This window comes from Collimonas sp., from assembly GCF_035566555.1.
In the GTDB taxonomy this organism is placed as follows: domain Bacteria; phylum Pseudomonadota; class Gammaproteobacteria; order Burkholderiales; family Burkholderiaceae_D; genus Collimonas.
On sequence record NZ_DATMRB010000008.1, the window covers coordinates 1 to 25,035 of the forward strand.

Here is a 25,035-nt window from a genome sequence, read left to right on the forward strand (position 1 = left end):
CCTGGTTGCCGACCCTGACCGGCGCATGGTGGCGGTAGCCGGGCAGGTGGTCCAGCACCAGTTCCGGCAAGGCTTCCTCCAGGCCGATGCCGTACAGCGGCTGGACATGGCCGCCGGCGCTGCGCACCACGACATTGCCGAGCCAGCGCAGATAGTCTTCCATGGTGCCCAGTTCCGACAGGCTGTTGAGCGCGCGCACCACAAAAAAGGCGTCGCGCAGCCAGCAATAGCGATAGTCCCAGTTACGCGCGCTGCCGGGCGCCTCGGGTACGCTGGTGGTCATGGCGGCGATGATCGCACCGGTGTCTTCGTACAGCGACAGCTTGAGCGTGATGGCGGCGCGGATTACGGCGGCCTGCCATTCCAGCGGCGTCGCCAGCGCCCGGCTCCAGCTGCGCCAGTAGGCCAGCGTCTCCTGTTCCAGGTGACGGGCGGTATCGCCGATGCCCTGGCTCAGGATTTCGTCCGGCCCGAGGATGAAATTCAGGGGGCGGCTGACCACGAAGGAAGTTTCTGCCAGCAGGTAGCTGATCGGGGCATCGGTATTCAGGCGCAAGGTTTGCGCCGCACCGATATAGCGCACGTGGTTGCTGCCGCGGCTGATCGCCGGCAGCTCGCGGCCCCAGTCGAAACGCGGGCGCAGCACGATGCGCAGGCGCGGTGCGCCGCTCAGCGGCTGGATGCGGCGCACGATGGTCAGCGGCCGGAAGAAGCGCCCGCGGCTGGGAAAGCGCGGCGCGAAATCGGTAATCTCCACGCCCTGGCCGAGGGTATCGTACAAGCAGGTGTGCAGCACGGCGGTATTGGCTTCATACCACTGCTCGCTGTGCGAAAAATTTTCCAGCTGGAAGCTCCACAGGCTGCCGTTGTCGGTGGGGTCGAGCAAGGCGTTGAACACCGGATCGCCATCGAAGCGGGGCAGACAGCACCAGACTATGCGTCCCAGCTTGTCGATCAAGGCGTTGAACGAACAATTGCCGATCACTCCCAGGTCGAGCGACGAGGTAGAGGGCGTGGCGGCATCGGCGGCAACAGTGGCCGCGTCCGACGTTGCCGTGGGGAGCGTGGTCATGGTTTTTCCCTTCTCGATGGTTATTGCAGAATCCGAGCCAGCATGGTGCGCACCGCGGCGGCGCTGGCGATGCGGGCATGTGCCTGGCTGTCGCCGGGGCCGACCTTGATGCCCAAGCCGCCGGCCGACTGCACCCAGGCAAAGCCGGCTTCATCGGTGATGTCGTCGCCGATGAAAACCGGGCGCCGGCCGACGAACGGCGGCTCCTGCATGAAGGACGCGATCGCACTGCCTTTATCGGCGTCGGCAGCCTTGGCTTCCACCACCATCTTGCCGCGCAGTAGCGTAAATCCGGCTTCTTGCTGCAACGCGGCCGTCATTGTCTGCACACATGCTTGTTCCAGTTCCGGCGCCCGGCGGTAGTGCAAGGCCAGCGCGCCGCGTTTGACTTCCAGCAGCAAGCCTGCGTGCTGCGCCACTAAGGGATTGAGACGTGCCAGCAGGCGTTCGATCGAGGGCACCGACAGCTGCGTCAGACGGCCATCGCCGCTGCGCCGCTCGACGCCATGGACGCCGGCCGCGGCCAGCCGCAGCGGGGCAAGGAAGTGATCGACCTGCTCCAGCGGGCGGCCGCTGACGATAGCTAACGCGCCATCGGCGGCCAGTTGCAGCCGTTGCAAGCTGGTTATCAGGCCTGGCGGCACCAGTACGCTCTCCGGGCGGGGAGCGAGGTCGACCAGGGTATTGTCGAAGTCTAGAAACAGCGCGTCGACCTTAAAGTCGTAAGCATGATTTGGTAGGGGCATGCTATGTATGGCGGATTCGGCAAGGATTAGTTCCCATGACAAATATGACGCATGCCTGTTTGATAATATCGTAGCTGCACAAAACAATGGCAGGTTTGCGCCATGGCGGCGGTCGAACAGAGCCCCAGAGCGGGGTTTTAGAAGCCCTGTGCTTTCATGGCTTCCAGTTCCATGGCGGCGTTGCGCTCTTCGCTGGCTTCGATCGGCTCCATGGCGTCGTCGACAAACATGGCGGCGCGCTCGGCAGCGCCTTTTGCCGAATCCAGGTTGAGGCCCGGCTCGTCTTCTTCGTCGCCGCCGGGCGGCTCCAGCATGTCTCTCAGCATGGCGCTAAGTTCCGGCGTGTCCCACGGCTCGCCGTGGCGCTTCTTGAGTTTGATGTAATGGCGGATTTCCGCATCTTGCTCTGGCGTCAACGGCAGCCCGCGAAAACTGCTCTTCGGATCAATCTCGGTCATGATGCGCCTCCCGATCTGCTCGAACTTCGAGTGTAGACCTATTGGGCCGCCGGTGGCAACCCGGGAGGATTTTATCGGCGATTGCAGCGGGCGGCGAAAGGCTGCCCGGCTGGCCGGTTTCTTACAGCTTGGGGATGCGGATGCGGCTCACCATCAAGGCGCCCGACACGGCAAACATCAGCACCAGGGGATGGAACTGGAAGCCGCCGACGTACACCACGCCAAACCACAGCTGTTCGCCGAGCGCGCCATCCCAGGCTGCGGCTGCCAGCACCAGCACCAGCAGCATGGAAGTCGGGATCGGCGTACCTTCGAAATATTTCACCTTGCCGCCGCCATCGGACAGTTTCTCCGAAGTGACGTTATAGCGCGCCAGGCGCGAGACGCCGCAGGCGACGAAAAATACCAGGATGATGCGGTCGACCAGCCCTTGCATGCCGCAGCCATAGGCAATGATCGCAGGCGCCACGCCGAAGGAAATCACATCCGCCAGCGAATCCAGTTCGCGCCCCATGGCGGAGCTTTGCGAGCGCCAGCGGGCGATGCGGCCATCGAGGATATCGAATACCAGCGCCGCCGGAATCAGGGCGCAGGCGATGAACAGATGCAGCACTTCGCGCGTCTGCAGAAACGTCATTACGGAAAACAGGGAGCCGACGCCGCAAAATGCGTTGCTCAGGGTGAACCAGTCGGCGAGATGGAACTCGCGGATCATCGAAAACGGCTTTGGTTTGGTCATTAATAGAATCCGGGGGCTGATGGCGATAGTGATAGGCAGAGAAGAAAGGTGCCACCCCTGAATTTATCACATCGCGTGTGCGCACCGGAAATTGTCTCTCCTGCCAGCGGGCAATGGCGCTGACAGGAGCCTGCATGAAAAGCGGCGAGTACGGCTGCTCAAAAGCTTAGCGCAGGTCTACCTTGGCCAGCACCGGCTGGGTCCGGTACATATCGGGGAACAGGCGCTTGAGATCGTCGATCTTGGGCATATCGTTGACCACGATGTAGGGATAGCTCGGATTGCGCGTCAGGAAGTTCTGGTGGTAAGACTCGGCTGGATAGAAGCCGCGCAGCGGCTCCACCTTGGTGGCGACAGTGTTGCTGAACACCTTGGCATGATCGATCTGCGCCACGTACGCCTGCGCAACCTTGCGCTGCATGTCGTTGGCCGGGAACACCGCGGAACGATACTGGGTGCCGCTATCCGGTCCCTGGCGGTTCACTTCGGTCGGATCGTGCGCCACCGAGAAAAATATCTGCAGCAGCTTGCCGTAGGTGACCTGTGCCGGGTCGTAGGTGATCTGCACCGATTCCGCATGGCCGGTATCGCCCTCGCTGACACGCTCGTATTGCGCGGTGTCGCGGTTGCCGCCGGCATAGCCGGAAACCACGTTGCTGACGCCGCGCACGTGCTGGAATACGCCTTGCACGCCCCAGAAGCAGCCGCCGGCGAACACCGCGGTTTCTGAGTGCTCGCCGGCGGCAACCTGTTCATCGCTGACAGGGGCGGGAACCACTTTTGCCGCTTCCGAGGAAAAGGCGAGCTTCTGGCTAAGCAGCAGCGCAGCACCGAGCGCACAGGCCGCCAGCACGCCCTTGGTCCAGGGCGAGCCGGCGCTTGCCGGCTTGGTCTTTGTTGATGATTTGTCCATGATGGTCATCCTCTTCGTTGTGATAAGCCGGTCGGCAATGCTGCTTAGTCGGTAAGGAAGCGGTTTCCTTACGGCAGACGCCATCCGCTTGCGTTTATCGCCAGAACCGATGTTGCTTTGCCAATTTTTCCGTGGCAACATGCCCTAGGACTTATCTACGAGAGAGAGTGTATGACGGTTTCAATAAGGTTGCCGGTGGCGGCGGATTACGTCGTCATTGCCGGATGGATTGCCGATGCCGCGGCCTGCGCCCGCTGGGCTGGTCCGCAACTGGCTTATCCCTTTGATCCACTACAGCTGCCGCAGTTGCTCCAGGTGGCGCCCGGCGCCAGCTATGTGCTGCGCCAGGATGATGGCGAGGTGCTCGGTTTCGGCCAGTACCGGCTGCGCCAGCCTGGTGTCGCTCATCTGTGCCGCATTGCCATTGCGCCGCAAGCGCGCGCCAGAGGACTGGGCAAGAAATTGTGCAGCTTGCTGCTGGCTGAAGCAGTGCGCGCACATGGCGTGGACGCCGCCACCTTGCGCGTATATCGCGACAATCCGGCGGCGCGCGCGATTTACGCCGGGCTCGGGTTTGTCGAGGTCGAAGCGGAATCGAGCGCTGAGGTGTTATGGATGCGTGCGCAGATCAGCCGCGCTGGCCCAGCGACGCCGCTGCCGGCCGCGGGCGCAGCAAAGTCTTCCTGAGCCAGGCATTCGCCGGTTCCGAATAGAAGCGCGCGATCAGCCCAGCCGCCAGTGCGGAGAGCAGCAGGAACAAGGCCAGCAGCGGCAGCTTGTAGGCATACGGCATGGCGCCTTTCGGCACGACGCTGCGCATCAGCCCGAGGATGATGATATGGAACAGGTACAGCTCATAGCTGTGCCGCCCCAGCCAGCGCACTGCGGCCAACAGGCGATTTTTCTGCAGCCAACCCGGTACGTTTTCATTGCGCGCGCCCAGCAGCAGGACGGCGGTGGCGGCGGCGATCAGGCTGAAGCCGAAAATCTCATGGCCATCGATGCCGCGCAGGTAAACGCCGACCAGCAGGCCGGCGGCGGCAAGCTGGACCAGACGCCAAAGCAGGCCTTGCAAGCGCAGCTTGCTGGCGCACAGTGCGGCAAAACAGCCGAAGGCGACGGCATCGAAGCAGGCGGCGTAGCCGTACATGAAATAGATTTCGTCGGTGGTGTGGAAGCTGCGATAGAGCGGCCCGGCGGCAATCGCTGTCAGCCATACGGCAGCAATGGCCCACTCGCGTTTCAGGCCGAAGCAGAGCAGGGGAAACAGCAGGTAGAACACTTCTTCCACCGACAGCGACCAGTAGATATTCATCGCGTAGTTGAAATACCAGGCGTGCTGCATCAGGACGTTGTGCCAGAAGGTCAGTACCGACAGCAGCGCCAGCGGCATGCCGACGGCAGGCCAGCCTGGCTTGGCGACATTCATGAACGCCGGCTGGCCGAGCGCGCCGAGTATGGCGATGATGGCCAGCGCCGCCAGCAGGCAAGGGAAGATGCGCGCCATGCGGAAGATGTAAAAACGTCTGACGTCGACCTCGGCCAGGCTGCCGTAGCGCTTGATGGTGGTAGAGGTAATCAGGTAGCCGGAAATCGCGAAGAACATGGTGACGCCGTAGTTGCCGTTGAGCGTCAGCGCGTGGATAGCTTCTTTGGAGAGCAGATAGTGCAGCGGGCTGTCTACCAATGAATAGGACAGCTGGTAATGCAGCAGCAGAACCAGCAAGATGGAAATCCCTCTCAGCAAATCTATTCTGAAGTTGCGGTCAGCAGCATGGAGCGTCATCGGGCTTTCATTTTCTGGCGATATTGGTATGGCAGATTCTACTTTTTATTCGCGCACCGCTGCGGACAGAAATGCGCTTTTTCTCGCACGGATCAATTCACGCTTGCCGCCGCTGGCAGCAAATGCAGCTGGGCGTATTGCAGCAGCATGATGGTTTTGCCATCGGCGATTTCACCGCTGGCGACCATCTGCAGCGCGCGTTCCAGCGACAGTTCCAGCACCTGGATATCCTCGCCCTCGTCCTGCAGGCCGCCGCCGCCGATGCGCGCGTCCGGCGTATATTCGGCGACGAAGAAATACAGTTTTTCGGTCACCGATCCCGGGCTCATGAAGGCTTCGAACACCTTGCGCACCTCGCCCACGCTATAACCGGTTTCTTCCTCGACTTCGGCCCTGATGCGTTGTTCCGGACTGGCGTGGTCAAGCAGGCCTGCAGCTGTCTCGATCAGGAAGCCGTCATGGCCGTTGCCGAAAGTGGGGAAGCGGAACTGGCGGATCAGGATGACGCTGCGGCGCTCGCGGTTGTACAGGAGGATGGTGGCGCCGTTGCCGCGGTCGTAGGTTTCGCGCGTCAGGGTTTGCCAGCTGCCATCGCCGCGGCGATAGTCGAAGGTGGTCTTTTTCAGCAGATACCAGTCGTCTGACAAAACTTCAACCTTGCGGATCTTGACTCGTTCATCGTGCATCTGGCGCTCCTGGGTTATGCGGGTGGACTTGCGTGCATCGAATTTATCATGCAATATCGTGAAATATCAAGAAAAAACGTGCAAATAAAATTATGCTTACCCTGCAACGCAAACAGCATTTGCTGGAAATACTGGAGCGCGACGGCCAGATCGTCGCCAAGACGCTGAGCGAACAGCTCGGCCTGTCGGAAGACACCATCCGCCGCGACTTGCGCCAGCTGGCGCAGGAAGGGCTGCTGCAACGCGTGCATGGCGGCGCCTTGCCGGCGTCGCCGGCGCTGGCCGCTTTCGCCGAACGGCAGCAGATCTCGGTCGACGCCAAGCCGGCCATCGGCCGCGCTGCGGCAGCCATGATCCAGCCGGGCCAAGTGGTGTTTATCGATGGCGGCACGACGGCTCTGCAACTGGTGCGGCAGCTGGCGCCGACGCTGCGGGCGACGGTGGTGACGCATAGCCCTTCGGTGGCCGTCGAACTGGTGTCGCATGCGCATGTCGAGGTGATCATGATCGGCGGCCGCCTGTTCAAGCATTCGATCGTGGGCGTCGGCGCGGCAGCACTGGAAGCGATCGGACGGATTCGCGCCGACCTGTATTTCATGGGAGTGTGCAGCTTGCATCCCGAGGCGGGCATCAGCACCGGCGATTTCGAAGAAGCCTGCGTCAAGCGCGCGCTGAGCGACGCAGCCGCCAGGACCGTGGTGCTGGCCTCGCCGGAAAAGCTGGATACGGCGTCGCCGTTCCAGATCGCGCCGCTGAGCCAGGTCAGCGACATCGTCGTCAATGCCGGCGTGGCGGATGCCTTGATTGCACCTTATCGCAAGATGGGGATAGCGGTTACCTTGGCTTAGCGTGCTTCTATATCTGGGAATGATTCATGAGGTGTGCGGCTTGGCGCAGCAGCATATCGTGCAAAGCTGCAGACAGTTCATCGAACTAGGAATCTCCTTGTTCGATGAACTTGGTATATAAACTTATTTGACGCAAATCCGGCCTGCCTTGGGCAGGCGGCCTTGAAATCAGAACGAGATTTTCAGAATCTGCGCGCCGCCGCCACGGGTATCGATAAACAGGTTTCCGTTACTGTCACTGACCATCGAAGTGATGAATACAGAGCTTATGCCGGTGTTGAACGTGGTGACATTTCCCTTGGAATCCAGACGGACGATGTTTGCGAAGCCATCGGTCGTGTAGACGTTTCCGGACGGATCAACAGCAACAGGGCTGCCCAGCAAGCCTAATGTCGCGATAGTGCTGACGGTGCCGCTGGCCGTGATTTTTCGAATGGTCGATTTCTGCTGATTGGTAGCCGTATCGGTAAAGTACAGATTGCCGCTGGCGTCGATCGCCAGGTCGGTCGGGTTGTTCAGCGCTGCGGCGGTGCCAACACCGTCGGTACTGCGGCTTGCGCCACTTCCCGCAAACACCGACATGACGCCAGCCGCTGTAAATTTCACGATGCGATTGTTTGGTCCGTCAGCCAGATACAGATTACCGCTACCGTCAATCGCAAGGCCGCCCCAGCCGATGGAGGGGTTAGTGGTCGAGGTTTCCCAGTTTAAGGCAATATTCTTAACCGCTCCCGCTATAGGCAGCTGGTAGATGGACGCGCCCCAGGTTGCCGGTGAAGTCGAGACGAATTGCGGAGAAGTGCCTGCGCCGTAAATGTTCCCGCTGCTGTCTATGGCGAGGCCTTCCCAGTCAGCCGGCTGAGAACCGGGGACCAACGTGGTTACCACACCCGCCTGTGTCACTTTTCTCAACGCGCCACGATCGGATGCGATGATGTTGCCGCTGCTGTCGAGAACCAGGTGGCCGCCGCCCCAAAATACGGCGGCGGTTCCCGTGCCGTCAACCAGCGGGCCACTGACTGTCGCCGATCCCGCAATGGCAGTCACCGTCGCCGCGGAGGTGGCGAGCACACCGCTTGGCGCCGTCCCGGTCGATACCAGGTTATTGGCCGGGCCGGTGGCATTGGCTGGCACGCTGACGGTCGCGCCAACCTGGGTGTAGATGGTGTTTGAGGTGCCATTGATGGTGACGACGCTGCCATTGGGCGAAGCCACCGTGGTGCCCGCCGGCACCAGTACCGAATTGTTTTGCGTCATGGTGATGGTGCTGCCATTTGGCACGACTGCCGGCGTGGTCGCCGCGGTAGTCGTTGTGTTGGCGGGCGCCGCCGTTCCACTTGAATCACCACCGCCGCCGCACGCCGCTAATATCGAGATAAGTGCCAGGACCAGCGATGACCGAATATAGGGACGCATGCATTTGCCTCATTGTTGTTAGTTATATAGGAAATCCTGATTTGCGCTGGGGAGTATAAATTGGCATTTATCCATTTAGAAACAAAGTTGTTTCCAAATGTTTCTATACGGATTGTTTTGCTGACGCGACCATATGAAGCCGATATGATGCATTTTTCTACATAACAATCCGCTCCAATGAAAACCATCGTTCTCGGCCTGATCGGCGCCGTCTTTGCAATGCCTTGCTTTGCACAATCCGTTGATGCGCCTGCCGTCAAGGCCGGCGACAGCTGGACCTACCGCACCACTGTCGAGAAAGGTCCGTCAGGTTGGGGGCAGAGCCAGTCCGAAGTGACGGTTTCTCATGTCACGTCTTCCAGCATTTACTACACCTCGAAACAGAGCGGTTCGACCCAGCCGGCGACCGACGCGTTTTCCGGCACCGACTGGAGCCGCAGCCGCGACATCAACGGCAAAGAGACGGTGGTCAACAAGCCGTTTTCCTTCCCGTTAGTCGCCGGAAAAACCTGGGAAGTGCAATATACGGAACAACATCCGAACAAGATGCACCGGTTCGAGCAATGGAATAACAAGTTCACGGTGGTCGGCTATGAAACGGTCGAGGTGCCGGCTGGAAAATTCAAGGCAATCAAGGTCGAAGAAGAAGGCCACTGGAACGCCGAGCTGGAGCCGGCGCAGAACGTTGTGCAGGGCGCGCAAGTAAAGCAGGGCAGCACCACCATGGTCACGCAAGTGCAGAAGACCACGGCAGAGCCGTCTACCGGCAGAACCTACAAGGCATTCTGGTACGTTCCGGAAATCAGGCGCTGGGTCAAGTCGGTGGAAGAATATTACGGTAGCAATGGCGTTCGCAATGAGCGCTATACCGGAGAACTCCAGTCATATAAGCTGAGCGAGTAGCCGCTCGGTCCCGGTCAGCCTTGACCGGCCTCAAGCCGGTTTGACGACGCCGGATTCGGCCAGGCGCGCCTCTGAGCGGTCGCCCAGCAGGTAGCGCGGGCCGCTGCCGCGCCGCTGCGCCGTATCTTCCGGATTGTAGAGCGCGCACTTCTTGAGCGACAGGCAGCCACAGCCTATGCACGAGGTGAGCTGGTCGCGCAGCGCCGTCAGGGTGTCTATGCGCTGCTGCAGCAGCGGCTGCCAGGAGCGCGACAGGCGCTCCCAGTCCTGCTTGGTCGGGGTGCGCTGCAAGGGCAGGGTGGACAAGGCCTGTCTGATCTCGTCCAGGCTCAGGCCGACTGCCTGGGCCACGCGGATAAAGGCAACCCGGCGCAGCACGTCGCGCGAGAACTGCCGTTGTCTGCCGGCTTCGCGCTTGCTGGCGATCAGGCCCTGCTCTTCATAGAAGCGCAAGGCGCTGGCGGCAACGCCGGAGCGTTTGGCCAGCTCGCCGATAGTGATCAATTGATCGTTCATGATGTCCCTCGAAATTCATGTTGACTTCAAGTTTACTTGAACTTTCATAATCGGGCGGCGATATCAATTTCGGAGCGATGCAATGAGCGAACTGATTCAAGACCTGACACTGCAGCAGCTGCTTGACGCCAACGGCCGTTTTGCGTTGAACGGCAAGGGCACCACCAACCATTGTCCGATGGCGCTCTGGGCACTTGCCGCCATGGGCGCGCCGCCGGCGCGCCTGCACGAATTCTTTGTGCAGTGGGAGCAGCGTTTTGCACGGCCGGAAGCGCCGCCAAGCCTGCGCATCGGGCGCGTATCCTGGACGGCGCATATCAGCCAGCCTGAGGCGTTCTCAGCGCTGCGCCTGTGTTTCCAGGAATGGATCATGGAAGAGGGACCGGATGCGGTGATCGCGCAGATCTTGGGCCGGCTGCCGTTTGCGCCGGCCAGCGGCGCATTTCATGCCGTGATCCGGCTTGCCTACGGATTGGAGGCAATGCATGACGGCGAAATCGCCGCCGGCCTGGCCGCGCTGGTCAGCGGCAATCTGCCGATCGAGATTGAAATCGATGAACATCATGCAGCGGCGTCTGTCGGCGCCGGCCTTGCCACCTTGTCGGAAGCCTTGCACGGTGCAGTATTCAATGGCGACATGATTACCACCCGCCTGCGCGCAGTGGCGCTTAATCCGCTGTTCCGCTCGGCGTTGCCGGCGCCGCCAAGGCTGACGCCGCTGAATGCCAAACTGCTGGACGACATGGCGCGCGCGGCAATCCAGCTGTATTGGCAGACGAATAATTTCACGGCCCTGCATATGGTGACCGGACTGCACGCAGTACGTCGTGTTTTCAGTCATGTGCCGGAACAGATTGCCGAGAGCCTGCTGTCGGACTTGTGGAAGGCTTTCTGCGCCGCCTATGTCTCGATCGGGGCGCCGCCGCTGGCAGAGGGTGCCGGCCATGCCCTGGCGGACGGCGCCGATCCCTGGCCGCAGCTGTTCAGGCTGGCGCTGTCGTCCGACGATGATCACGACATCAAGACTGTCTATACCTGCTATTGCGAAAACCTGCGCGCGCCGTCGCTCCTGTATTCGGCCGCCGCGGCAAGGCGGGTGCGGCATCTGGGTTGACGGCCGGCGGCGGATTCGTGGTAAATTTTCAGTCTTGAGAGATTGGGAACCGTCATGATAGACGCCATACAAACAGTCGAGGCGCATGACCTTGAGCAGTTGCGCCAGTTCACGGAGCAGATCATCGTCGCCGAAAAGGTCGCGGACGATCCGGCCGTGCAAGCGGAATTGATCCATAACGTCCATCAGAATTTTGACTGGTGGCTGGCAAACCGCGAGCATTGCTGCCATCTCAAATACACGCGCGACGGCAGGATTGTCGCCGTGGTGCTGGTCAAGAATTTCTGGAACCTGTGCAGCTTGTTCGTGACGCCCGAGCTGCAGCGCCAGGGTATCGGGCGCGCCTTGATTCTGGCGGCGGTTCAGCACTGCCGCGCCCTAGGCGACAGGTCGTCGATCCGCCTTAACTCGGCTCCCAATGCTGTGCCTTTCTATGCTGCCCTGGGATTCCAGCCTGCGGAAAGCACGAGAACGCTGCCGCCCGGATTCCGCGCCATGGCGTTACGTTTGTGAGCGAAGCCTGGTGGCCGCATCGTCATCATGACCAGGCGCAACCGAGAGGAGTGCTGAATTGAGCGAGAAGCCGACGTCAAAGAATGCCGAAGGCGTGTTCGAGCCTTTCCATGTCAGTCGCGTGCCCTGGGTGGAATACGCGCGCGGGGAGCGCTTCGGCCTGCGCTACCAGCATCTCAGCGAATTTGGCGGCGGCTCGCAGATCGGGGTCGCCATGGAAGTGCTGGAGCCTGGCAGGCAAGCCAACCAGTCGCACTACCACCTGCTGGAAGAGGAGCATGTGTTTATCCTGGAGGGGAGCCTGACGCTGGAGCTGGGGGAGCGGGCTTATGAACTCTCGGCCGGCCATTACGCCTGTTTTCCCGCCGGCCAGAAAGTCGGCCATGCCTTGATCAATCGCAGTCTGGCGCCATGCCGTTACCTGGTGTTCGGCAACTCGCATGCGGGCGATGTTGCGGTTTTCCCCCAGAGCGGGCGGGTGGACGTGAAACTGATGAAAGAGGGTTACCGCAAATCGGCGGTTATCGAATACTGGGAAGGCGTCGATGTCGGGCCGCAGCCCGATAAAGCATCTTAAAGTATCAGCGTTCCCAGGTTTTCCTGACGCATCTGCCGGTGCTTAGCACTTGGCAAAGAACATCTTGGTTTTTGCATCCTTGCGTTCCTTGTCTATCCATTCCTTGGTCTGCACCGGACTTTGCTGCAAGCCGACATGTCCTTTGCGCGCGACCCGTTCATCGTCCATGCGGTCCAGCTCCTGCACGCGCTCTTGCAGACGCCGGCATTCTTCGCTGGCGCCGGGTTTCGCATTGTCCAGCGAGGCGCGCGCGCCGTTATCCTGGGCGTGCACGATGGAAAAGCCGGCAGAAGCCAGCAGCATGGTGATGACGAGGGATTTCTTGATGCTCATGTCCGTCCTTGAACTCTGTCTATATGAAGGGTTGCCGGCCTGGCGTTCAAGCCTTGCCGGCTGCAGCAAAAATCAGCGATAGCGGTGATCGTTGCCGCGCTGGTGGTCGCGCCGCTGGTCATGGCGTCCGCCACGGCCGCCGCCATGCTGCCAGCCGCCGCGGTGCAGTTCCCAGCCGTTGCGGCCGTGCTGCCATTGCGGGCGATCGTAGCGATAGCCGTTGCGCGCTCTTTCCCAGTGTCCGCCGGCCCAGACGTGACGCCGGCCATCCCAGTTCCAGTAGCCCGGCGCCCACAGGTAGCCGACGCGCGGCGGCGGCATGCGCTCGTAGCGCGGCGGTGGCGGCGGCGTGCCGATGATGATGTTGACGCCGACTTGCGCCATGGCCTGGCCAGGGAGCAGGGCGGTGGCGCTGAGCGCGGCCAGCGCGAGTGCGCAGAGCATACGTTTCATAGTCATTTTCTCGTGTTGTTCATTTCGGGTTAACTATACCTGCAATTGTTTAAGCGCCAAGTAATGACGCACTTAATTATATTCAGCGCTGTTACCTTACATGCATAGTCGATATTTCCCACCACACAGTGGAAAGGCCCTATAATTATGTATGCATGCATACATAATTATAGGGTTGGGCAGATGCAAGACTTCCGCGCAAAAATGATCTACAAGGCGATCCAGCTATTGCCGACGCATGGCTATGCCGGCATCACGCTGATGCACGTTGCGCGCGCATGCAAGGCGCCGCGCGGCTCGCTCTATCATTATTTCCCGGGAGGGAAGGACGACCTGATGGCTGCGGTGCTGGAGGCGGCCAAGGAGTACGGCCTGGGTACTTTCATCATTTCCAGCTCGCGCGCGCCGACCTTGCAGGGTTATTTCGCCGACATAGGCAAGGCGTTGGCGGCCGCGCTGGGCGCTTCGCACTACGGCCTGGGCTGTCCGGTGGCGGCGATTTCCATGTCGACCGAAAAGAGCAATCCCTTGAATCAGCAATGCAAAGTGATCTACGCCGACTGGTGCCTGGCGCTGCAAGCCCGGCTGCAGGCTTACGGGGTACCGGCCGCACAGGCGGCGGCCCTGAGCGCCAACGTTCTCAATACCTTTCAAGGAGCGCTGCTGCACGCCCGTCTGGCGGGTTCCGCCGAACCCGTAGTGCAGGCAGCCATGCTGCTGCAACGGGAAACCCGGCAATTCGCGCAGCAGAACTAAACCTTACCTACCGGAGCACGCTATCCCATGAATCTGTTTTTACGCCTTTTCTATGTGCTGATTGCCTCGTTCTTCCGTCCTCGGCTTGCAATCGGCAAGGCCGTCAGCGACATCCAGCTGATGACTTTTCCTAACGATCTCGACCTCAACCTGCACGTCAACAACGGCCGCTACCTTACGCTGTGCGACCTCAACCGGGTCGATCTTTTCATCCGCACCGGGCTGGCGCGGGTCATGATCAAGCAAGGCTGGATGCCGATTATCGCCGAGCACACCATGGTCTACCGCAAGTCGCTGGGCGCCTTCAGGAAATTCCAGGCGAAGCTGGAAGTCACCCATTGGGACGAGAAGTATTTTTTCATGCAGCACTGCTTTTCGGTGAATGGCAAGATCATTGCAGAAGGTAGCTCCAAGGGTGTGGTCAAAGGCAAGCAAGGGGTAGTGCCGCCCGATACGGTGGTCGCCGCCGTACTCGCCGCCAAGGGCGGCGTGGCACTCTCCGATCAATAGCCTTTGCAAGCCGAGCATCCGCAATCCATGGACCTGTCCTCTCGCCATCTCGCATTCCACGCCGCCGTCGTCTTGTTTATCGGCTTGCTGTACGGCGCGCCTTACGCCAAAGCCATCAAGCGCGGCGCCTCCGCCCAGGTTGTTAATTCCTGGCGGGTCGCTCACCTCAGCATCCCGCTCGGTGCGGTCTTGATGTTCGCCATCGCCGCAGTGCTGCCGTCGTTTGCAGTGAGCGCCGGGTTCAAATGGTGCATCGTCGGCACGCTGTTACTGTCTTCCTATGCCTTTTGCCTGGCTACGCCGCTGGCGGCGGTGACCGGCGATCGCGGCCTGGCGTCCGGCGCGCAAGGCTTGGCACGCCTGGTTTACCTGGGTAACATGGTCGGCGCCGGCAGCTCTCTGCTGGCTGCAGCGCTGCTGGTCTGCGCCGGCTTTGTTTCGCTCTGGTAGCTTGCTCTGGCATCGTTTGCACCGCTGCGCTCGCCCGAAAGGCTCGCCATGTTGCATGCTTGCATCGATCATCTGGTGATCACGGCGCCGTCGCTGGCGGATGGCGCCGCCTATGTGCGGCAGGTGCTTGGCGTCAGGCTTGCGGCCGGCGGCGAACACCCGCGCATGGGCACCCATAATGCGCTGCTGCGCTTGGGCGAAGGGCTTTTCCTTGAAGTGATTGCCGTCAACCCGGAGGCGCCGGCGCCGGACCGGCCGCGCTGGTTCCAGCTTGACCGGCTGAGCAGCGACTGCCGCCCGCGCCTGGCGACCTGGGTTGCGCGCACCAACAACATTGCTGCGGCGGTAGCGGCATCTGCCGTCGCGCTGGGAACAATTACGCCGATGACGCGCGGCCAGCTGCATTGGCTGATCACGATTCCTGACGACGGCGGCCTGCCCATGCAGGGGATTGCGCCGACGCTCATCGAATGGCGAGCCGAGCCGCATCCGGCCAGCAAGCTGCCGGATATGGGTTGTTCTTTGCTCGGCCTGGAAGCAAACCTGACAGCGGCCGACGCCGTGCAACTCAGCGACATGCTGAGGCAGACCGATTTCCAGGGCGCGCTTTCTGTCAACCTTATCGGCGCCGGCATGGCGCCCAGCCTGGTGGCGAATATCTGTACACCGACTGGTGTACGCCGGCTAGGCCTTCCTGCAACTGTCATTCCCATGTAATTTTCCATCTGTATATTTGTTGATTAATTGCAATGAGAGTAATTCATTTGAGCAACAAATATTCGCCTCAAATGCGCATTTGACGAATTGTGGTTTGTCAGGATCTTGTCAGCTTTGATTCAGGTTCCTGACAGGATAGGCCTGTAGTCTGTAGCAGTCCCAGTTTGGGGCCATGTACGGATTGCGCCAAAAGGCGCTTGTACCTGTCAGATTTTCGTAGGCGCAGAGCGGCTGCGGATAGCGATTCATGGGCATTAACTGGCGTTATTTTGATGTTTAAAAATTCTTTATTGCCGAGGCGCCAAGTCCCTGTCATTTGTCTCCCTGATGAGCGCGGGCAGACATGCGCATTGAAATTCCATCTGATAAATACTCCCGCGGACCCTAGCCCCTGACGTTTTCCCAACCCGGAACGCCGGCCCGCCAGCGCAGCAGCAATGTGGCTGGTGCGCGGTCCCGGTGCGGCTTGCCTGCCGCGCCGCATTAAACCGGAGCGCTCCAGATTCCGGTTGCAAAAAATAGTATCCCGCCTTTGCCTCGTGCCAGATGGCGGGATGGCGTGAAAACCGATTTACCAATACGAGCATCATCATGAAAAACACTATTTTGCAGCGCAAGCCCCTGACGATCCTTGCTGTCGGCGTGCTGATTGTCGCCGGCATTGCGATTGCCGGCTTTGACCGCCAGGGCAAGGCCGCTGCCGCCGAGGCGAGCGCCGAAGCTGTTCCGAATTTTGTCAGGCAGGGGGAGCGCATCACGATCCCGGCAGGTTCGCCATTGCGCTCGCGCCTCGCGGTGCAAGCTGTGAGCTCGCTGGATGCTGCGCATACGCTGGAATTGCCGGCACAGGTGGAAGCCGATCCGGCGCACACCACCAATATCTTGCCGCCGGTGACCGGCAAGGTGCTGGAGTTGAAGGTCGGTCTTGGTGATCACGTGCGCAAAGGGCAGTTGCTGCTGGTGATGACATCGGGCGATTTCGCCCAGGCTACCTCCGATCTGCAAAAAGCCCGCGACGCGCTGCAACTCGCCAAGCGCATCGTGGAACGCCAGCGCGGCGTGCAGCAAGCCGGTGCCGGCGCCGCCAAGGACCTGGAGCAGGCTGAAAGCACTTACACCCAGGCCCAGGCCGAATTTTCGCGGGCCGATACGCGTCTGAAGTCCTTGAACGCCAGCGGCGCCACGGCAGCCGACAGCGGCGGCCAGCGCCTCAACCTGGTCGCTCCGGCCAGCGGCAGCATTACCGCGCTCTCCATCAGCGCCGGGCAAACTGCCAACGACGCCACTGCGAGCCTGATGACGATCGCCAATCTGGAGCAGCTCTGGATCACCGCCAACGTCCCGGAAAACCTGCTGGCCGCCGTCAAGAAGGGGCAGCCGGTAGCGATCCGCCTGCCGGCTTATCCGGGCGAGCAGTTCCACGGCACGGTCTCTTTCATCAGCGATATCCTGCAGCCAGACACGCGGCGTTCGCTGGTGCGCATCGCTGTCGCCAATCCTGACGGCAAATTCAAGCCGAACATGTTTGCCAATGCGGCGTTTGCCGTGCCACAGGCAGTGGAGCCGGTAGTGCCGACCTCGGCGCTGCTGATGAACAATGACAACACCACGGTGTTTGTGGAAGTGGCGCCGTGGAGCTTTGTCCGCCGTACCGTCGAGACCGGCTACGAAGAAAACGGCAGCGCGCGGATTCAAACAGGCTTGCATGTCGGCGACCGCGTAGTCACTAAGGGTGGAGTGTTGCTGAATGATTAATAACATTGTCCGCTTCTGCCTGCACAAGCGTTATGCGGTCATTCTGGTCACGATTCTGGTTGCATTGTTTGGCTACTATTCCTGGACTCGGATGGCGGTAGAGGCTTATCCTGAGCTGGCCGATGTTCAGGCCCAGGTCACCACCCAAGTGTCTGGACTGGCTGCCGAAGAAATCGAACAGCAGATCACCATTCCGCTGGAGCGCGTGCTGAGCGGCACCCCAGGCCTGGTCAACATGCGTTCGTCGTCGACCTTCGGGCTGTCGCTGATTACCTTGACTTTCCGCGACGGCGCCGAAGATTACTGGGAGCGCCAGCGGGTAGTGGAACGCATCGCCACCGCCACGCTGCCGACCGGCGTTACGCCGACCCTCGATCCGGTCAGCAGCGCGGCAGGCGAAATCTATCGCTATACGCTGGAGTCGGACAGCAAGAATCTGATGGAGTTGTCCGAGATCCAGCGCTGGATCGTGATGCCCGCCTTGAAGCAGGTGCAAGGAATCGCCGACGTCAATAATTTTGGCGGTTTTACCAAGGAGTATGAGCTCGAGGTCGATCAGAAACAGTTGCTGCGCTATGGCGTGTCCTTGTCGGATGTGACGACCGCCATCGGCAACAACAATACCAACGCCGGCGGCAGCCGCATCACCCGCGGCGAGCAGGGCTATGTAGTGCGCGGCATCGGCATGATGCGCAGCCTGACCGATCTTGGCAATGTCGTGGTCAAGCAGGTCAACGGCGTACCGGTACTGGTGCGCGACCTGGGCAAGCTGCAAAACAGCCACCAGGAACGGCAAGGCATTCTGGGCAAGAACAACAATCCGGACACGATCGAAGGCATCGTGCTGCTGACCAAGTATCAGAACGCTTCCGAAATCATCAAGAATGTGCACGCCAAGGTTGACGAACTGCAGAAGCAGCTGGCGCCGCAGGGAGTAAAGATCGTCCCGTATATCGATCGCGACGACCTGATCGAACTGACCGTGCATAAAGTCAGCCACACGGTGCTGGAGGGGATCGGCCTGGTCTGTATCGTGCTGATCCTGTTCCTCGGCAGCCCGCGCAGTGCGCTGGTGGCGGCGGTGACGATACCGCTGGCGCTGGTGGCGGTGTTCATCATGATGTATATCACCAAGATGCCGGCCAATCTGTTTTCGCTGGGGGCGATCGACTTCGGCATCATCGTCGACGGCGCGATCGTGGTCACCGAGGCCATCCTGCGGAGGCGCGAGGCCAAGCCGACGGAAGAGCTGACCCAGGCCGAAGTACGGGCGGCCACCACGGAAGTCATACGGCCGATTTTCTTTGCGACGCTGATCATCATCAGCGCTTATCTGCCGCTGTTCGCCTTCGAGCGCGCCGAAGGAAAACTGTTGTCGCCGATGGCTTTCACCGTCAGTTATGCCTTGATCGGTGCGCTGCTGTGCAGCCTGGTGCTGGTGCCGGGACTGGCCTATATGGCCTTGCGCAAGCCGCGCAAGATTTTCCATAACAAGCCGCTCGAATGGCTCAGTGCGGGCTATCGCAATACGCTGGGGCGCCTGTTGCAGAATTCCTGGGTCTCCTATGCGATAGGCGGCGCGGCGCTGGTTGGCGTCATCGTGCTGGGCATGGCGACCGGCCGTGAATTCATGCCGGTGCTGGACGAGGGTACTTTGTGGCTGCAGGTTCAGCTGCCGTCCGGCCTGTCTTTGGAAAAGGCCAGCGAAATGGCGGGTGAACTGCGCCACGCCTTGCTGGAATTCCCGGAAGTGGCGACCGCCGTGACCCAGCTTGGCCGCAGCGACGACGGCACCGATCCGTGGACGCCATCGCATATCGAAGTGCCGGTCGGGCTGACGCCTTACAATACCTGGAAGAATGGCGAGACCAAGGCGCAGTTCGTGCAGCGCCTGACCGAGCGATTCAAGCAGCTGCCGGGCTTTTCGATCGGCATCAGCCAGCCGATCAGCGACGGCGTCAATGACGCCGTGGGCGGCGCCCACAGTCCCTTGGTGATCCGTGTCTATGGCGACGATTTCAAAGAGATGCGCCGCATCGGCAACCAGATCGTGGATGTCTTGCACGGCGTGCAGGGCACCGCCGACGTCTCCATCTTCCAGGAGCCGCCGGTGCCGCAGATGGTGCTGGATATCGACCGTGCCGCCGCGGCCCGCCTCGGCATCAACGTTGCTGATGTCACCACCCTGATCCAGACTGGCATGGGCGGCGCTTCGGTGACGCAGATGTATGTGGCAGACCGTATGTATAACGTCACGGTGCGCTACCCGAAAGCCGATACCAATACTCCTGAAGCCTTGGGCAACCTGCTGCTGACGGCGCCGGGCGGGGCGCGCATACCGCTGTCCCAGGTAGCGCACATTCGCACCGCCAACGGTGAAAGCACGATCACGCGCGAGAATACGCACCGGCAGCTGACCGTGCGCCTGGATTACGCCAACCGCGATCTGCTGTCCTATTATCAGGAAGCCCAGGCCAAGGTGGCGCAGAAGGTGCATTTCGATAACAGCAAGTATCGCCTCGAGTGGGCCGGCCAGTTCGAGAACCAGGCCAGGGCGCAGGCGCGCCTGATACTGGTGTTCGGCCTGGTGCTGGCGCTGATGCTGATCATCCTGTTCGCCGGCTTCGGCAAACTGCGGCAGGCGCTGCTGATACTGGGCGTGGTCCCGCTGGCAGCGCTGGGCGGCCTGATCGCCTTGCATATCACCGGCAGCACCATCAACGTCGCCAGCGGGGTCGGCTTCATCGCCCTGTTCGGGGTGGCGGTGCAGAACGGCATCATCATGGTGTCCAACATCAACCGGGTACGGCAGCAGGGCATGGCCTTGCAGGAAGCGGTGCTGGCGGGCGCCTTCGAACGCTTCCGTCCGGTGCTGATGACCGCGACCGTGGCCTCGGTCGGCATGCTGCCGGCGGCGCTGGCGACCGGAGTCGGCACCGATGTCCAGCGCGGCCTGGCGACAGTAGTGGTGGGCGGCCTGATCGTCGCCACCATGCTGACGCTATTCATTCTGCCAGCCTTTTACTTTTCGCTGGAGAGCTGGGTGGAACGTCGGCGCGGCGTCAGCGTGGTGCATGATGGCCGTTAAGCAGGTGACGCTGTCGTCGGATGGCCAGGCGCGGCCCAATCCCCGGCGCCAGCCGTCCGCGGCTATACCAGACAAGAATCTTGAGCAGGTAAAAAACATGAACAAAGTCAAATCGCATAAAGCATCCTGGAGCGCAGGCGCCAGTCTCGCACCGGCATCCGCGCTGGCCCTGGCGCTGCTCTTGTCAGGCTGCGCTGCGGGACCGGATTTCAAGCAGCCCGAGGCGCCGGCCGTCAAGGGTTATACCAAGGAACCGTTCGCAGCCAGCACTTCGTCTGCGCCAACCGCCGGCGGCGCAGCCCAGCAGTTCGTCGACGGCATGGACATTCCGGCCCAGTGGTGGACCCTATTTAATTCACCGGCATTGAATGCCGTCATCGAACAGGCGCTCAAGGCCAATCCGGACCTGCAGTCGGCGCAGGCAGCCTTGCGCGCCGCTCAGGAGCAAGTGTCGGTGCAGGAAGGTGCGTTCCTGCCGAGCGTCAACGCCAGCCTGGCGCCGACCCGGCAAAAGCAGCCGCTATCGGCCGGCCAGGGACCGTCGCCGTTCAACCTGCACACCGCCCAGGTCAGCGTTTCCTACACGCTGGATGCGTTCGGCGGCAACCGCCGCCAGGTCGAAGGATTGCAGGCCCAGGCCGAACAGCAGAAGTTCCTGCTGGAAGCGGCTTATCTGACGCTGACCTCGAATGTCGTGGCCGCTGCGGTGCAGGAAGCTGCCTTGCGGGCGCAGATTGCGGCGACGCAGGAAGTGCTCAAGATACAAAGCGAACTGCTGGCGCTGTTGCAGCGCCAGTACCAGCTCGGCGATGTCGCGCAGGCCGACGTGCTGGTGCAGCAGGCCGCCCTGGCCCAGACTCAGGCCAGTCTGCCGCCCCTGCAAAAATCGCTGGCGCTGCAACGCGACTTGCTGACGGTGCTGGCCGGGCGTTTCCCGAGCGAGGAGCTGGAGCAGAAATTCGACCTGGCCAGCCTCAGCCTGCCGCAGCAGTTGCCTGTCAGTCTGCCGTCCAGCCTAGTGCAGCAGCGTCCAGATATCCGCTCGGCGGAAGCGCAACTGCATGCCGCCAGCGCCGCGGTCGGCGTCGCCACCGCCAACATGCTGCCGCAGATAACCCTGAGCGCGAATATCGGCAGCGCCGCGGCTCGAATGGGCGACCTGTTTACCTCGGGCACTGGCCTGTGGAGCCTGGTTGGCGGCCTGACGCAACCCTTGTTCGCCGGCGGTGCGCTGCTGCACAAGAAGCGCGCCTCGGAAGCCTTGCTGGAACAGGCCGCGGCACAGTATCAAAGCACGGTGATCCACGCCTTCCAGAATGTCGCCGACAGCTTGCGCGCCCTGCAATACGACGCCGACGCACTGCAGGCTCAGTATCTGGCCGAACGCGCCGCTGCACGCAGCCTGGAAATTTCGCGCAAGTCGGTGCAGCTGGGCGCGGCCACGCCGCAGACCTTGCTGACCGCGCAGCAGACCTATCTGCAAGCCGTGATCGCCTTGGCGCAGGCGCAGGCGGCGCGTTTTGCCGATACCGCGGCGCTGTTCCAGGCGCTGGGCGGGGGCTGGTGGAATCGCGGCGAGACCTTGGCTGCAACGGCCAAGTAATCGTTGCTTGCATAGAGAAATCATTGAAACAGATTGTCCGTCCGCGTGTGCTCGGGCGGGGCTTGCATCGCCGCACTGGAATTGCCCGTCTCTTCTACCTGCATGGCAATTCAAAAATCCTCAAATCGGCTTGCATCGGCTGCCGCTGTTGCATCTTGCCGCATTTGCGGGACAGCGGGGGGATTTGATGCGATGTAATTTATGGGATACAGTTGTCAGTGAAAACCATTCAAACAACGTCTGTATTTTATTATTGGTTTGCCTCGTTGCGTGACCGCAGCGTCAAAGCGCGGATCCAGGTGCGCATTGACCGTGCCGAGCTGGGTAATTTTGGCGATTGCAAAGCTGTCGGCGAAGGTGCTTCCGAGATGCGGGTTCGCTTCGGCTGTGGCTACCGCGTGTACTTTGTGCAGCGTGGCGATGAGATAGTGATATTGCTTGCGGGCGGCGATAAATCGACGCAGGACAAGGACATCAACACCGCGTTGGAATTGGCGCCTCAACTTTAGGAGCGATGCATGGGAACGATCAAACTGCGTCAGTGGGATTCTGCGGAGCATCTGCAAACCGCGGCCGATATTGCCGCCTATGTCGATGCCTGCCTTGAAGAAGCGGGTGACGATCCCGCCTTCATCGCGCATGCCTTGGGCAACGTTGCGCGCGCGCATGGCATGAGCCAGGTGGCGCGCGATACCGGACTGGCGCGCGAAAGCCTTTATAAGGCGTTGTCCGGCGAGGGTAATCCCGAGTTCGGAACCATTCTGAAAGTCATGAAAGCACTTGGTTTGAGATTGCACGCGAGCGTGGCATAAATTGCGCTGACCGGCGGCCGGCAATCTGATTGTGGGCAATGTTGAGGCATGGGCTGGGCATGGGGCGCGACGCGGACTCTGTTTTGGCAAGTGTGCAACACTCCACATTGCGCACTTGCCATGCCGCATACATTTTCTGGTATGATCGGAAGCATCCTGTTGCCGCCGTGGTTGTTACCGTAGTTATTGCAATTTCCGGCGGCCGGCAGCAACGAATTCACCATCTGTAAGAGCGAGAAAGGCATCCCGGTTATGACACCGCGAACTACCACCACAATCTGTGAGCGACACTAGTCGAGGCCTTTTTCTACCTGCATGATGAAAAAAGCGCGGCTGGTCCGCGTTTTTTTTCGTCCGCGTTTTTGTAAAACGTTTTTATAAAATATAAGCAATTAACTTAATTCAATCCGGTCTGGCCTGGCTCAGGGGCCAGCACTGATATGAGGCTAAAAATGATAGCAGTCAAACTTCCCGATGGTTCACAGCGTCAATTCGAAGCGCCGCTGACTGTGGCGCAGGTCGCCGCCAGCATCGGCGCCGGCCTGGCCAAGGCGGCTTTGGCCGGCAAGGTCGATGGCAAGCTGGTCGATACATCTTTCCTGATCGAGCGCGATGTCGAACTAGCCATCGTGACCGACAAGGACGCCGACGGCCTGGAGGTGATACGCCATTCGACCGCGCATTTGCTGGCTTACGCGGTCAAGGAACTGTTTCCTGACGCGCAGGTGACTATCGGGCCAGTGATCGAAAACGGTTTTTACTACGATTTCGCCTACAAGCGTCCGTTTACTCCGGAAGACTTGCTGGAAATCGAAAAGAAGATGGCAGAGCTGGCCAAGAAGGATGAGCCGGTCACGCGCAAGGTAGTGGCGCGCGACGAGGCGATTGCCTATTTTGAATCGATCGGCGAGGCTTACAAGGCGGAGCTGATCGGCTCGATTCCGCAGGATCAGGAAGTCTCGCTCTACACGGAAGGCAAGTTCACCGACTTGTGCCGCGGGCCGCACGTGCCGTCGACTGGCAAGCTGAAGGTGTTCAAGCTGATGAAGCTGGCCGGCGCCTACTGGCGCGGCGATGCCAAGAATGAAATGCTGCAGCGGGTGTACGGCACGGCCTGGGCCAAGAAGGACGAGCAGGAAGCTTATTTGCACATGCTGGAAGAGGCGGAAAAGCGCGACCACCGCAAGCTGGGCCGCGCGCTGGACCTGTTCCATTTCCAGGACGAGGCGCCAGGTTTGATTTTCTGGCACGCCAAAGGCTGGACGATCTGGCAGCAGGTCGAGCAGTACATGCGCCGCGTCTATAACGACAATGGTTATCAGGAAGTCAAGGCGCCGCAGATTCTCGACCGTTCCCTGTGGGAAAAAACTGGCCACTGGGAAAACTATCGCGAAAGCATGTTCACCACCGAGTCGGAAAACCGCAGCTATGCGCTGAAGCCGATGAACTGCCCGGGCCATATCCAGATTTTCAATGCCAGCCTGCACAGCTACCGCGACCTGCCTTTGCGTTTCGGCGAATTCGGCCAGTGCCACCGCAATGAGCCGTCCGGCGCCTTGCACGGCATGATGCGGGTGCGCGGCTTTACCCAGGATGACGGCCATATTTTCTGTACTGAAGAACAAGTGCAGGATGAGGTTGCGGCTTTCGACAAGCTGGTGCGCAAGGTCTATCTCGATTTCGGCTTTACCGAAGTGGCGGTCAAGCTGGCCCTGCGTCCTGAAAAACGAGTCGGCGAGGAAGAAGTCTGGGACAAGGCGGAAAACGCCTTGCGCGAAGCGATCCGCGCATCCGGCGCCGAGTGGGAAGAATTGCCGGGCGAGGGCGCTTTCTATGGTCCGAAGATCGAGTATCACTTGAAGGATTCGATCGGCCGTTCCTGGCAGTGCGGCACCATGCAGGTCGACTTTTCGATGCCGGGCCGCCTCGGTTCGGAATATGTTACTGAAGACAATGGCCGCAAAGTACCGGTCATGCTGCATCGTGCTATTGTCGGCTCGCTGGAGCGTTTTATCGGCATGTTGATTGAAAATCACGCCGGCGCCATGCCTTTGTGGCTTGCTCCAGTGCAAGTTGTTGTTTTGAATATCTCCGACGCCCAGGCCGACTATGTGCAGAATGTTGCACAAACGCTGAAAAAACAAGGGTTTAGGGTAGAGACTGATTTGCGTAATGAGAAGATTACCTATAAAATACGGCAGCATTCTTTGCAGAAGCCGCCTTATATACTGGTTGTCGGTGATAAAGAGCGGGATGCAAACACAGTGGCCG

27 protein-coding genes are annotated in these 25,035 nt (G+C 60.6%); 16 read left to right on the plus strand and 11 right to left on the minus strand.

What is annotated here, in order from left to right:
• From VNZ65_RS01720 to msrA, 5 genes are all read right to left on the minus strand, one after another.
• Positions 1 to 1,072 (minus strand): glycoside hydrolase family 15 protein (locus VNZ65_RS01720; protein ID WP_325665454.1); only part of this gene is annotated, 1,072 nt, incomplete at its 3' end.
• A 20-nt stretch (positions 1,073 to 1,092) separates the two neighbouring features.
• On the minus strand, positions 1,093 to 1,818 hold the full coding sequence (gene otsB, locus VNZ65_RS01725) for a trehalose-phosphatase (protein ID WP_325665455.1): 726 nt from the start codon (positions 1,816 to 1,818) through the stop codon (positions 1,093 to 1,095).
• Positions 1,819 to 1,955: 137 nt separating this feature from the next.
• On the minus strand, positions 1,956 to 2,276 hold the full coding sequence (locus tag VNZ65_RS01730; RefSeq protein WP_325665457.1) for a hypothetical protein: 321 nt from the start codon (positions 2,274 to 2,276) through the stop codon (positions 1,956 to 1,958).
• Between the two features lie 121 nt (positions 2,277 to 2,397).
• Positions 2,398 to 3,015, minus strand: a complete 618-nt coding sequence (pssA, locus tag VNZ65_RS01735) for a CDP-diacylglycerol--serine O-phosphatidyltransferase (protein ID WP_325665459.1) — start codon at positions 3,013 to 3,015, stop codon at positions 2,398 to 2,400.
• A gap of 166 nt (positions 3,016 to 3,181) precedes the next feature.
• Positions 3,182 to 3,928 (minus strand): peptide-methionine (S)-S-oxide reductase MsrA, encoded by a 747-nt coding sequence (gene msrA, locus VNZ65_RS01740; protein WP_325665461.1) that lies wholly within the window; start codon positions 3,926 to 3,928, stop codon positions 3,182 to 3,184.
• Positions 3,929 to 4,099: 171 nt separating this feature from the next.
• Here msrA and VNZ65_RS01745 point away from each other — a divergent pair, with 171 nt between their 5' ends.
• Positions 4,100 to 4,615, plus strand: coding sequence for a GNAT family N-acetyltransferase (locus tag VNZ65_RS01745; protein WP_325665463.1), 516 nt, complete (start codon positions 4,100 to 4,102; stop codon positions 4,613 to 4,615).
• Here the strand turns inward: VNZ65_RS01745 and VNZ65_RS01750 are convergent.
• Together VNZ65_RS01750 and VNZ65_RS01755 are read right to left on the minus strand one after the other, a co-directional pair.
• Positions 4,557 to 5,714 carry an acyltransferase gene (locus tag VNZ65_RS01750; RefSeq protein WP_325665465.1) on the minus strand — a complete coding sequence of 386 codons (1,158 nt, stop codon included), beginning with the start codon at positions 5,712 to 5,714 and terminating at the stop codon, positions 4,557 to 4,559. The genes VNZ65_RS01745 and VNZ65_RS01750 overlap by 59 nt on opposite strands.
• Positions 5,715 to 5,806: 92 nt before the next feature.
• Positions 5,807 to 6,400 carry an NUDIX domain-containing protein gene (locus VNZ65_RS01755; RefSeq protein WP_325665467.1) on the minus strand — a complete coding sequence of 198 codons (594 nt, stop codon included), beginning with the start codon at positions 6,398 to 6,400 and terminating at the stop codon, positions 5,807 to 5,809.
• A 92-nt stretch (positions 6,401 to 6,492) separates the two neighbouring features.
• On the opposite strand from VNZ65_RS01755, the gene VNZ65_RS01760 reads away from it, so the two are divergent.
• Complete coding sequence (locus VNZ65_RS01760; protein WP_325665469.1) at positions 6,493 to 7,248, plus strand: DeoR/GlpR family DNA-binding transcription regulator; 756 nt, start codon at positions 6,493 to 6,495, stop codon at positions 7,246 to 7,248.
• 168 nt (positions 7,249 to 7,416) lie between these two features.
• On the opposite strand, the gene VNZ65_RS01765 is transcribed toward VNZ65_RS01760, so the two are convergent.
• Entirely contained in the window at positions 7,417 to 8,664 is a 1,248-nt protein-coding gene (locus VNZ65_RS01765; RefSeq protein WP_325665471.1) for a hypothetical protein, read from the minus strand.
• Positions 8,665 to 8,841: 177 nt separating this feature from the next.
• On the opposite strand from VNZ65_RS01765, the gene VNZ65_RS01770 reads away from it, so the two are divergent.
• Positions 8,842 to 9,567 carry a hypothetical protein gene (locus VNZ65_RS01770; protein WP_325665473.1) on the plus strand — a complete coding sequence of 242 codons (726 nt, stop codon included), beginning with the start codon at positions 8,842 to 8,844 and terminating at the stop codon, positions 9,565 to 9,567.
• 30 nt (positions 9,568 to 9,597) lie between these two features.
• On the opposite strand, the gene soxR is transcribed toward VNZ65_RS01770, so the two are convergent.
• Entirely contained in the window at positions 9,598 to 10,083 is a 486-nt protein-coding gene (gene soxR / locus VNZ65_RS01775; RefSeq protein WP_325665475.1) for a redox-sensitive transcriptional activator SoxR, read from the minus strand.
• 82 nt (positions 10,084 to 10,165) lie between these two features.
• Here soxR and VNZ65_RS01780 point away from each other — a divergent pair, with 82 nt between their 5' ends.
• The 3 genes from VNZ65_RS01780 to VNZ65_RS01790 are packed head-to-tail and all read left to right on the plus strand — an operon-like array spanning position 10,166 to position 12,287.
• Positions 10,166 to 11,197 (plus strand): questin oxidase family protein, encoded by a 1,032-nt coding sequence (locus tag VNZ65_RS01780; protein ID WP_325665477.1) that lies wholly within the window; start codon positions 10,166 to 10,168, stop codon positions 11,195 to 11,197.
• Positions 11,198 to 11,251: 54 nt separating this feature from the next.
• Complete coding sequence (locus VNZ65_RS01785; RefSeq protein WP_325665479.1) at positions 11,252 to 11,710, plus strand: GNAT family N-acetyltransferase; 459 nt, start codon at positions 11,252 to 11,254, stop codon at positions 11,708 to 11,710.
• Positions 11,711 to 11,768: 58 nt separating this feature from the next.
• The gene (locus VNZ65_RS01790; RefSeq protein ID WP_325665481.1) at positions 11,769 to 12,287 is read left to right on the plus strand and encodes a cupin domain-containing protein; all 519 of its coding nucleotides are present in this window, start codon (positions 11,769 to 11,771) and stop codon (positions 12,285 to 12,287) included.
• A gap of 42 nt (positions 12,288 to 12,329) precedes the next feature.
• Here VNZ65_RS01790 and VNZ65_RS01795 read toward each other — a convergent pair whose 3' ends face one another.
• Positions 12,330 to 12,620, minus strand: coding sequence for a hypothetical protein (locus VNZ65_RS01795; protein ID WP_325665483.1), 291 nt, complete (start codon positions 12,618 to 12,620; stop codon positions 12,330 to 12,332).
• 72 nt (positions 12,621 to 12,692) lie between these two features.
• On the minus strand, positions 12,693 to 13,073 hold the full coding sequence (locus VNZ65_RS01800) for a hypothetical protein (protein WP_325665485.1): 381 nt from the start codon (positions 13,071 to 13,073) through the stop codon (positions 12,693 to 12,695).
• A 183-nt stretch (positions 13,074 to 13,256) separates the two neighbouring features.
• Between VNZ65_RS01800 and VNZ65_RS01805 the strand changes: the two genes are divergently transcribed.
• From VNZ65_RS01805 to thrS, 10 genes are all read left to right on the plus strand, one after another.
• A complete protein-coding gene (locus VNZ65_RS01805; protein ID WP_325665487.1) occupies positions 13,257 to 13,829 on the plus strand; it encodes a TetR/AcrR family transcriptional regulator in 573 nt (190 codons plus the stop codon).
• Positions 13,830 to 13,856: 27 nt separating this feature from the next.
• Positions 13,857 to 14,339 carry an acyl-CoA thioesterase gene (locus VNZ65_RS01810; protein ID WP_325665489.1) on the plus strand — a complete coding sequence of 161 codons (483 nt, stop codon included), beginning with the start codon at positions 13,857 to 13,859 and terminating at the stop codon, positions 14,337 to 14,339.
• A 27-nt stretch (positions 14,340 to 14,366) separates the two neighbouring features.
• Positions 14,367 to 14,789 (plus strand): hypothetical protein, encoded by a 423-nt coding sequence (locus VNZ65_RS01815; protein WP_325665491.1) that lies wholly within the window; start codon positions 14,367 to 14,369, stop codon positions 14,787 to 14,789.
• Between the two features lie 48 nt (positions 14,790 to 14,837).
• A complete protein-coding gene (locus tag VNZ65_RS01820) occupies positions 14,838 to 15,506 on the plus strand; it encodes a VOC family protein (RefSeq protein ID WP_325665493.1) in 669 nt (222 codons plus the stop codon).
• 591 nt (positions 15,507 to 16,097) lie between these two features.
• Positions 16,098 to 17,261, plus strand: coding sequence for an efflux RND transporter periplasmic adaptor subunit (locus VNZ65_RS01825; RefSeq protein ID WP_325665495.1), 1,164 nt, complete (start codon positions 16,098 to 16,100; stop codon positions 17,259 to 17,261).
• Positions 17,254 to 20,349 carry a CusA/CzcA family heavy metal efflux RND transporter gene (locus VNZ65_RS01830; protein ID WP_325665497.1) on the plus strand — a complete coding sequence of 1,032 codons (3,096 nt, stop codon included), beginning with the start codon at positions 17,254 to 17,256 and terminating at the stop codon, positions 20,347 to 20,349. The genes VNZ65_RS01825 and VNZ65_RS01830 overlap by 8 nt, the downstream gene beginning before the upstream one ends.
• A 97-nt stretch (positions 20,350 to 20,446) precedes the next feature.
• Entirely contained in the window at positions 20,447 to 21,952 is a 1,506-nt protein-coding gene (locus tag VNZ65_RS01835) for an efflux transporter outer membrane subunit (RefSeq protein ID WP_325665499.1), read from the plus strand.
• A gap of 218 nt (positions 21,953 to 22,170) precedes the next feature.
• On the plus strand, positions 22,171 to 22,461 hold the full coding sequence (locus VNZ65_RS01840; RefSeq protein ID WP_325665501.1) for a type II toxin-antitoxin system RelE/ParE family toxin: 291 nt from the start codon (positions 22,171 to 22,173) through the stop codon (positions 22,459 to 22,461).
• 9 nt (positions 22,462 to 22,470) lie between these two features.
• A complete protein-coding gene (locus tag VNZ65_RS01845) occupies positions 22,471 to 22,764 on the plus strand; it encodes an addiction module antidote protein (RefSeq protein WP_061939531.1) in 294 nt (97 codons plus the stop codon).
• 452 nt (positions 22,765 to 23,216) lie between these two features.
• On the plus strand, positions 23,217 to 25,035 hold a 1,819-nt coding region (thrS, locus tag VNZ65_RS01850; RefSeq protein ID WP_325665504.1), incomplete at its 3' end, for a threonine--tRNA ligase.

Bases quoted from the DNA above. Each gene is read 5' to 3' on its own strand.
- otsB (WP_325665455.1), bottom strand. From the start codon at position 1,818: ATGCCCCTACCAAATCATGCTTACGACTTTAAGGTCGACGCGCTGTTT.
- VNZ65_RS01730 (WP_325665457.1), bottom strand. From the start codon at position 2,276: ATGACCGAGATTGATCCGAAGAGCAGTTTTCGCGGGCTGCCGTTGACG.
- pssA (WP_325665459.1), bottom strand. From the start codon at position 3,015: ATGACCAAACCAAAGCCGTTTTCGATGATCCGCGAGTTCCATCTCGCC.
- msrA (WP_325665461.1), bottom strand. From the start codon at position 3,928: ATGGACAAATCATCAACAAAGACCAAGCCGGCAAGCGCCGGCTCGCCC.
- VNZ65_RS01745 (WP_325665463.1), top strand. From the start codon at position 4,100: ATGACGGTTTCAATAAGGTTGCCGGTGGCGGCGGATTACGTCGTCATT.
- VNZ65_RS01750 (WP_325665465.1), bottom strand. From the start codon at position 5,714: ATGACGCTCCATGCTGCTGACCGCAACTTCAGAATAGATTTGCTGAGA.
- VNZ65_RS01755 (WP_325665467.1), bottom strand. From the start codon at position 6,400: ATGCACGATGAACGAGTCAAGATCCGCAAGGTTGAAGTTTTGTCAGAC.
- VNZ65_RS01760 (WP_325665469.1), top strand. From the start codon at position 6,493: ATGCTTACCCTGCAACGCAAACAGCATTTGCTGGAAATACTGGAGCGC.
- VNZ65_RS01765 (WP_325665471.1), bottom strand. From the start codon at position 8,664: ATGCGTCCCTATATTCGGTCATCGCTGGTCCTGGCACTTATCTCGATA.
- VNZ65_RS01770 (WP_325665473.1), top strand. From the start codon at position 8,842: ATGAAAACCATCGTTCTCGGCCTGATCGGCGCCGTCTTTGCAATGCCT.
- soxR (WP_325665475.1), bottom strand. From the start codon at position 10,083: ATGAACGATCAATTGATCACTATCGGCGAGCTGGCCAAACGCTCCGGC.
- VNZ65_RS01780 (WP_325665477.1), top strand. From the start codon at position 10,166: ATGAGCGAACTGATTCAAGACCTGACACTGCAGCAGCTGCTTGACGCC.
- VNZ65_RS01785 (WP_325665479.1), top strand. From the start codon at position 11,252: ATGATAGACGCCATACAAACAGTCGAGGCGCATGACCTTGAGCAGTTG.
- VNZ65_RS01795 (WP_325665483.1), bottom strand. From the start codon at position 12,620: ATGAGCATCAAGAAATCCCTCGTCATCACCATGCTGCTGGCTTCTGCC.
- VNZ65_RS01800 (WP_325665485.1), bottom strand. From the start codon at position 13,073: ATGAAACGTATGCTCTGCGCACTCGCGCTGGCCGCGCTCAGCGCCACC.
- VNZ65_RS01805 (WP_325665487.1), top strand. From the start codon at position 13,257: ATGCAAGACTTCCGCGCAAAAATGATCTACAAGGCGATCCAGCTATTG.
- VNZ65_RS01810 (WP_325665489.1), top strand. From the start codon at position 13,857: ATGAATCTGTTTTTACGCCTTTTCTATGTGCTGATTGCCTCGTTCTTC.
- VNZ65_RS01815 (WP_325665491.1), top strand. From the start codon at position 14,367: ATGGACCTGTCCTCTCGCCATCTCGCATTCCACGCCGCCGTCGTCTTG.
- VNZ65_RS01820 (WP_325665493.1), top strand. From the start codon at position 14,838: ATGTTGCATGCTTGCATCGATCATCTGGTGATCACGGCGCCGTCGCTG.
- VNZ65_RS01825 (WP_325665495.1), top strand. From the start codon at position 16,098: ATGAAAAACACTATTTTGCAGCGCAAGCCCCTGACGATCCTTGCTGTC.
- VNZ65_RS01830 (WP_325665497.1), top strand. From the start codon at position 17,254: ATGATTAATAACATTGTCCGCTTCTGCCTGCACAAGCGTTATGCGGTC.
- VNZ65_RS01835 (WP_325665499.1), top strand. From the start codon at position 20,447: ATGAACAAAGTCAAATCGCATAAAGCATCCTGGAGCGCAGGCGCCAGT.
- VNZ65_RS01845 (WP_061939531.1), top strand. From the start codon at position 22,471: ATGGGAACGATCAAACTGCGTCAGTGGGATTCTGCGGAGCATCTGCAA.